The sequence below is a fragment of the Ramlibacter sp. genome, assembly GCF_013697775.1.
Classification (GTDB): domain Bacteria; phylum Pseudomonadota; class Gammaproteobacteria; order Burkholderiales; family Burkholderiaceae_C; genus Ramlibacter.
The window spans coordinates 1-6,985 of record NZ_JACCWG010000128.1 but is presented as its reverse complement, the minus strand read 5'-3'; the positions used below and the strand labels follow the sequence as shown (position 1 = coordinate 6,985).

Below are 6,985 nucleotides of genomic sequence, written 5' to 3'. Positions count from 1 at the left end.
CGCGAACTGCGGCCCGTTGCTGGTGGAGCCCCCGCTGCGGCCATGCGCCGGCAGGTCCAGCAGGACCGGCTGGATGCCGCGCTGCTCCAGCGCGAGCGCCAGCGGCAGCATCTGCGCCGCATGGCCGCCCCAGCCGTGCACCAGCAGCGCCACCGGGCCGTCGCCCGCCGCAGGGCGCGCGTACAGCGTCAGGCCGGCGTTTTCGAACGGCTGGCGTTCGATGCGCCAGCCGGCCCAAACCTTCGGACGGTTCATCCACTTGAGCGGCAGCGGTGTGCAGAACACGCGGGCGGCCGCGCGCACGGCGAGGGACGGCGACAGCCGCTCGAAGGCGCCCAGCATCCAACGGGCGATGCGCAAGGCCGGCACGCCCTCGTAGTAGCCGGCGGTGGCGTTGGTGGCGGTTCGGCTCATGGGAAGTTCAGATGAAGAAGCCGACATCGCTGTTGCGCTTGGGCACGCCATGCAGCGAACCCAGCAGGGCACGAACGAGCCAGACGCCGGCACCGAGCGCCAGCAGGCCAAACAGGATCAGCATGGGAAATTCCTTTTCTTCGGACGGTCGTGCGAAATTGAAGCGAGGGCAGAAGCACGTTCAAGCACTCTCGCAGGGTCAGGCCAGGTAGCTTTGGCGGATGCGCTGCCAGGCCGTTTCGGCCCGGTCGGCGGCATGGGAGTCGCGCAGGAAGCGCGCGTCGTAGAGCAGGCCGAGGATCAGTGCATTCACCTCGGCCACCACCTGTTCGGGGCTCGTGCCGGCGCGCAAATGGCCTTGCTCCATGCACTGCAGAACAGTGCGGCGCAGGGCGGCGCGCCAGCGCAGCACGTCGGCATACAGCGCGTCGCGCAGCGGCCCTTCGCGGTCGTCCAGCTCGAAGGCGCCGGCGCAGTACAGGCAGCCGCGGTGCACTTCCACGTCGCGCGTGTGCCGGATCCAGCGGCGCATGATCTCGTCCATGCGCGGCAGGCCCTTGGGCTGCTGCATTGCGGGGGCGAACACCTCGGCGATGAAGCGCCGGCTGAATTCCTCGATGGTGGCCACCTGCAGGGCCTCGCGCGAGCCGACGCGGGAGAACACGCCGCTCTTGGACAGGCCCACCCGGTCGGCCACCGACTGCAGGCTGAGCGCTTCCAGGCCTTGCTCCAGCGCGACGTCGAGCGCGGCGCCGACGATCGCGGCGCGGGTGAGTTCGCTTTTCTGGGTCCGGGCTTCCATGGCGGCCAGCATAGCACGGTCGTGCGAAACAAGTCCTGCGCAGGCCGCGCCGGGTCTTTCGCCCTTGTGATCGGCCAGCCGCGCGGCTAATCTTCCGGCCATGACCGCTGAGACCACAAACCAGGGAATGCCACAGGGAATGCCGCCGGGAACGGCCGAGCGCGTGCCGCAGATTCGCCTCTACCAGAACTGGCTGCGCGACAAGCGCGGCCTCGCCTTCGCCGACTACGACGCGCTCTGGCGCTGGTCCGTGAGCGACCTCAGCGGCTTCTGGCAAAGCATCTGGGACTACTTCGAGCTGCGCTCGCCCACGCCGTACACCGCCGTGCTGGCCGAAGAAACCATGCCCGGCGCGCGCTGGTTCGAGGGCGCGCAGGCCAACTACGCGCACCAGGTGTTCCGCCACGTGGACAAGGCGCATGGGGCCGGCATGCCGGCCATCGTCAGCCGAAACGAAAAAGGCGAGGCGCGCGAACTCAGCTGGCCCGAGCTGCGCCGCCAGGTCGCCTCGCTGGCGCTGCACCTGCAGGCGGAGGGCCTGCAGCCCGGCGACCGGGTGGCGGCCTACCTGCCCAACGTGCCCGAAGCCATCGTCGCGTTCCTGGCGGTAGTGAGCCTGGGCGGCGTGTGGAGCATCTGCGCGCCCGACATGGGCACCGCCGCCGTGCTGGACCGCTTCAAGCAGATCGAGCCCAAGGTGCTGATCGCCTGCGACGGCGTGCACTATGCCGGCCGCGACGTGGACCGCACCGAGGTGGTGGCGCAGCTGCGCGCCGCGCTGCCTTCGGTGTCGCACACGCTGGTGCTGCGCAACCTGGGCGTGTCCGAGACAGCGATGGCCGCGCTGCAGCCCTGCGCCGATTTCGCCGCGGCAACGGCGCGCGACGACGACCAGACCCGCACCTTCGAGCCGGTGTGGCTGCCCTTCAACCATCCGGTGTGGATCGTGTATTCCAGCGGCACCACCGGCTTGCCCAAGCCCATCGTGCATGCCCACGGCGGCAGCACGATCGTGGCGCTCACCCTGAAGGCGCTGCACAACGACATCGGCTGCAGCTACGACCCCAACAGCTGGGGCGAGCGCTACCACTGGTACAGCTCCACCGGCTGGGTGATGTGGAACGCGCAGATGAGCGGCCTGCTGAACGGCACCACCTGCTGCATCTTCGACGGCAGCCCGGCGGGCAGCCGCGAGAAACCCGACTGGGGCGTGCTGTTCCGTTTCGCCGCCGACGTGGGCGCCACCTTCTTCGGCGCGGGCGCGGCCTTCTTCGCCAACTGCATGAAGGCCGGCCTGGACGTGTCGCAGTGCGGCGAGCTGCGCCAGGTGCGCGTGCTCGGCACCACCGGCTCGCCGCTGTCGGAAGACGTGCAGCGCTGGGGCACGCAGCAGTTCGAAGCCATCGGCGTGCGCGACATCTGGTGGTGCAACATTTCGGGCGGCACCGACTTCGCCGGTGCCTTCATCGGCGGCAACCGCGAACTGCCGCAGACGCCCGGCGAGATGCAGTGCCGCCTGCTCGGCTGCGCGGTGGAAGCGTGGAGCGAGCAGGGCCAGCCGGTCATCGGCGAAGTGGGCGAGCTGGTGTGCACCAAGCCGATTCCGTCGATGCCGCTGAATTTCTGGGGCGACCCCGGCAACAAGCGCTACCTGGCGTCCTACTTCGACACCTATCCCGGCGTCTGGCGCCACGGCGACTGGCTGAAGATCACGCCGCGCGGCAGCTGCATCATCTACGGCCGCAGCGACGCCACCATCAACCGCCATGGCCTGCGCATGGGCACCAGCGAGCTGTACAGCGCGGTGGAGGCGCTGCCCGAAGTGCTGGACTCGATGGTGGTCGACCTCGAATATCTCGGCCGTGAAAGCTACATGCCGCTGTTCGTGGTGCTGCGCCCCGGCATCGCGCTGGACGACGCGCTCAAGAGCCGCATCGCCGGCGCCATCCGCACCGCGCTCAGCCCGCGCTTCGTGCCCGACGGCATCTTCCAGGTGCCCGAGATCCCGCGCACGCTCACTGGCAAGAAGCAGGAACTGCCGATCAAGAAGCTGCTGCTCGGCCAGCCGTTGGAGAAGGTAGTGAACAGGGACACGATGGCGAACCCGGGTTCGCTCGACTGGTACGTGGCGTTCGCGCGGCAGCGCGGCGTGGTGCCGGCACCCGCGGCGGCTTGAGCGCCTTCGATTTCCGGCCGATCGCGCGCGGCGACTTCGCCCAGCTGGCGCACTGGCTGCGGCAGCCGCACGTGGCGCGCTGGTGGGCCGACGATCCGTCGCCGCAGGCGCTGGAGGCCGACTATGGCGGCGTTATCGACGGCACCGAGCCGTGCGACGTGTTCATCGCACTGCTCGGCGGCCGGCCGTTCGGCCTGGCGCAGCGCCTGCGCTGGGACGCCTATCCGGACTACCTGGCGGAACTGCAGCGGCTGATGCCCGCACCGCCCGGTGCCTACAGCATCGACTACCTGGTGGGCGAGATCGCCGACACCGGGCGCGGCCTGGGCAGCGCGATGGTCGGCGGCTTCGTGCAGCGCCTGTGGAGCGACAAGCCCGATGCCGCGGCCGTCATCGTGCCCGTGCATGCGCACAACGCCGCCTCCTGGCGCGTGCTGGAGCGCAATGGCTTTCGCCGGCTCGCCAGCGGCGAGCTGGACCCGGACAATCCGGCCGACACGCGCGACCACCACATCTACGGCATCGAACGCCCGCTGGCTTGAAGCGCAGGCTGCTGCGATTCAAGCTCCAGCGCATCGAGGAACGCCCGTACCTTGGCCGGCACCAGCACTCTCTCCAGTTCAAAACCATCGGCCCCCGCGGGCCGGACAGCGGCAATGTAGAGTGGAACCCGTGTCGCCAGTGCGGATCAATCCGCGACGCACTGGGGAAGCCAAGGAACCAATCATGAATCTCGCCACCGACCGCCTCAACGGCATCGCCGTCTTCGTGCAGGCGGCAGAGGCCGGCAGCTTCGCGCTGGCCGGCCAGCGCCTGGGCCTGACGCGCTCGGCCGTGGGCAAGACCGTCGCGCGGCTGGAAGAGCGCCTGGGCACGCGGCTGTTCCAGCGCACCACGCGCTCGCAAAGCCTCACCGACGACGGCCAGGCCTTCCACGAGCGCTGCGTGCGGGCGCTGGCCGAACTGGAGGCGGCGCAGGCCGAACTCGAGTCGGGCCGCAGCGAGCCGGTGGGGCGCCTGCGCGTGAGCATGCCGGTGTTGTTCGGCCGCTGCTGCGTGGCGCCGCTGCTGGTGGAGCTCGCGCGGCGCCATGCGGGGCTGTCGCTGGAGCTGTCGTTCAACGACCGGCCGGTGGATATGGTGGCCGAAGGGTTCGATCTCGCCGTGCGCATCGGCGACGTGCCCGACAGCGCCGACCTGGTGGCCCGCCCGCTGGGCAAGGACACCATGGTGCTGTGCGCCGCGCCGTCGTACCTGCGCGCGCACGGCCAGCCGCGCCGGTTGGCCGACCTGGCGGCGCACCACTGCATGGCCTATTCGGTCGGCGGCGCGGCCAAGCCGCTGCGCATCCTGGATGCGCAGGGCCGCGCCGTCACCGTGCCGATCGCCAGCCGCGTGCTGATGGACGACCTGGAGGCGATGGCCAATGCCGCGGTGGCCGGTGCCGGCCTGGTGGCGCTGCCTTGCTGGCTGGTCGGCGAACGCGTGCGCACCGGCGTGCTCAAGCGGCTGCTGGCGCGCCACACCATTGCCAACCATGCGGTGCGCCTGCTATGGCCGCGTACCCGGCAGCTGCCGTTTCGCGTGCGCACGGCGATCGACATGCTGGCCGAGCGCGTGCCGCCGCTGCTCTCAGTGCGACTCGCGCAACCGGCGCCGCGGGCTGGCGCGGCGAGGGCAGGGCGCGGCTAGAGCGGATGTTCGGTGTAGTAGCGCCCGCCGTGGAACAGCAGCGGCGAAGCGCCGGCGCGCCAGGTGCAGCGCTCCACCTGGCCGACGAAGATGACGTGGTCGCCTTCCTCGTAGCGGCTGCGGTTGAAGCACTCGAAGGCCGCGGCCGTGCCCTCGAGCACCGGTGCCCCGCCGCGTCCCTCGCGGAACGGAACGCCGGCGAAGCGGTCGATCGAGCGGGAGGCGAAGCGCGTCGCCAGATCGTGCTGGTCGGAGGCGAGGATGTTGATGGCGTAGTGCGAGCCCTGCTCGAAGACCGGCATCGAGCCGGCGACGCGGGCGAGGCTCCACAACACCAGCGGCGGATCGAGCGACACCGAGGCAAACGAGTTGGCGGTGATGCCGACCGGCAGCCCGGCGGCGTCGCGGGCGGTGACGATCGTCACGCCGGTCGCGAACATGCCCAGGGCGGCGCGGAACTGGCTGCTGGAGAAGGGGCGGGGCGCTGCTTTCGCCGGGGAGCGGGACATCGCCCGATTGTCGGCGATCGATCGGTGTGAGGCCGGACCGGGCGGCCGCTCGGAAGAGCGGTCGACCGACCGGCCCAAGGCGCCGCGTTTACCGGCGTCGTAGTCAGCGGCGGGACGACGCCGTCATCTCGATGCGCGGTCGGTACGCGCGCGCCGGGTAGCTGGCCGGCTCGAACAAGCTCAGCCGTTCTCCGGCCGGGGTCAGCCCGCTGCCGGCCTTCGCCTGCATCACTTCGCCCTTCACGTCGGAACGAGCGCGAAGCGACTGCGCCGCGGCGAACGGCATGGGGCGGTCGCCGGGCTGCAGCAGCTCGCCGTGGGCGATGGCCTGCAGCACGGCGGCTTTCACGTCGGCGCGCACGCCCGTCCCGCGCCCCGTGGCAACCACGAAGGACCTTTCACCGGCGGGCATGAGTTCGCCGTCGGCACGGGCCTCGATCACCGCGGCCTTGACGTCGGCGCGCGTCGGGCCGGAGTCCCTTTCCGAAGCGAGCGCCGGGCCGGCCCAGGCCCAGGCGAGCGAGGTGATGACGATCGAGAGAACGAGAGACGGTCTGGCAATCATGATGAACTCCTTGGCAGTGATGGAACGGGCAGAACCCGGGGATTCGGGCTGCTGTCTGCAAATGCGACAGGCAAGGTCAATGTAGGAAAGCGGACGGGGCAGGACGAGTGCGCAGTGCACACCGCGCGAGTGCGGTATTCACGATGGCCGCTCCCTAGAATGAGGCGATGACTTCTCCGGCCGGCCGCGCGGCCACCGCGACGCGCCTCGATGCGGCGTCCCTGCATCGGCTGGCGGCGGTCACCGTGCTCGGCTTCGCGTCGGGCCTGCCGCTCGCCCTGACCGGCCAGGCCATGCAGGCCTGGCTCGGCGCCGAGGGCGTGGGCCTGGCGACGATCGGCTTCCTGAGCCTGGTCGGCCTGCCCTACACCTTCAAGTTCCTGTGGGCGCCGCTGATGGACCGCTTCGAGCTGCCGTGGCTCGGGCGGCGCCGCGGCTGGCTCGTCGTCACCCAGCTCGGCCTCGCTGCCGCCCTGTTCTGGATGGCCGCGACACCGCCCTCGGGCGCGATCCGCGCCTTCGCGCTGCTCGCCGGACTGGTGGCCTTCATGTCGGCGTCGCAGGACGTCGTCGTCGACGCCTACCGCACCGACCTCCTCGCCGCCGCCGAACGCGGCCTGGGCTCGTCGTTCAACGTCCTCGGCTACCGGCTGGCGATGATTGTCTCGGGCGGCATCACGTTGATCTGGGTCGATCCGGCGCAGGGCAGCGGCTGGACCTGGCCCGAGGTCTACCGGCTGATGGCGATGCTGATGGTCGGCGTCGCGGTGATATCGGCGACGCTGCTGCCGCGAATCGCGCATGCCGCCGTGCCGGCGAGCGTCGCC

Annotated in this window: 6 protein-coding genes and 2 pseudogenes; 4 read left to right on the top strand and 4 right to left on the bottom strand. The window is 70.5% G+C overall.

Annotated features, from left to right (window positions below):
- Both H0U68_RS06550 and H0U68_RS06545 read right to left on the bottom strand, forming a co-directional pair.
- Positions 1 to 414, bottom strand: a pseudogene (locus tag H0U68_RS06550) (alpha/beta hydrolase); the annotation flags it as partial.
- Positions 415 to 613: 199 nt separating this feature from the next.
- The gene (locus H0U68_RS06545; RefSeq protein ID WP_296353829.1) at positions 614 to 1,216 is read right to left on the bottom strand and encodes a TetR/AcrR family transcriptional regulator; all 603 of its coding nucleotides are present in this window, start codon (positions 1,214 to 1,216) and stop codon (positions 614 to 616) included.
- A 127-nt stretch (positions 1,217 to 1,343) separates the two neighbouring features.
- Here H0U68_RS06545 and H0U68_RS06540 point away from each other — a divergent pair, with 127 nt between their 5' ends.
- The 3 genes from H0U68_RS06540 to H0U68_RS06530 all read left to right on the top strand — a co-directional run bounded on the left by H0U68_RS06540 (position 1,344) and on the right by H0U68_RS06530 (position 5,084).
- Positions 1,344 to 3,392, top strand: a complete 2,049-nt coding sequence (locus tag H0U68_RS06540; protein WP_296353827.1) for an acetoacetate--CoA ligase — start codon at positions 1,344 to 1,346, stop codon at positions 3,390 to 3,392.
- Positions 3,389 to 3,934: a GNAT family N-acetyltransferase gene (locus tag H0U68_RS06535; protein ID WP_296353825.1), complete on the top strand. Its 546-nt coding sequence runs from the start codon at positions 3,389 to 3,391 to the stop codon at positions 3,932 to 3,934. The genes H0U68_RS06540 and H0U68_RS06535 overlap by 4 nt, the downstream gene beginning before the upstream one ends.
- Positions 3,935 to 4,118: 184 nt before the next feature.
- The gene (locus H0U68_RS06530) at positions 4,119 to 5,084 is read left to right on the top strand and encodes a LysR family transcriptional regulator (protein ID WP_296353823.1); all 966 of its coding nucleotides are present in this window, start codon (positions 4,119 to 4,121) and stop codon (positions 5,082 to 5,084) included.
- Here the strand turns inward: H0U68_RS06530 and H0U68_RS06525 are convergent.
- On the bottom strand, positions 5,081 to 5,593 hold the full coding sequence (locus tag H0U68_RS06525) for a flavin reductase family protein (protein ID WP_296353821.1): 513 nt from the start codon (positions 5,591 to 5,593) through the stop codon (positions 5,081 to 5,083). The two genes, H0U68_RS06530 and H0U68_RS06525, sit on opposite strands and share 4 nt — an antisense overlap.
- A gap of 103 nt (positions 5,594 to 5,696) precedes the next feature.
- A complete protein-coding gene (locus tag H0U68_RS06520) occupies positions 5,697 to 6,158 on the bottom strand; it encodes a DUF4148 domain-containing protein (protein WP_296353819.1) in 462 nt (153 codons plus the stop codon).
- Between the two features lie 167 nt (positions 6,159 to 6,325).
- On the opposite strand from H0U68_RS06520, the pseudogene H0U68_RS06515 reads away from it, so the two are divergent.
- A pseudogene (locus H0U68_RS06515) lies at positions 6,326 to 6,985 on the top strand (MFS transporter); the annotation flags it as partial.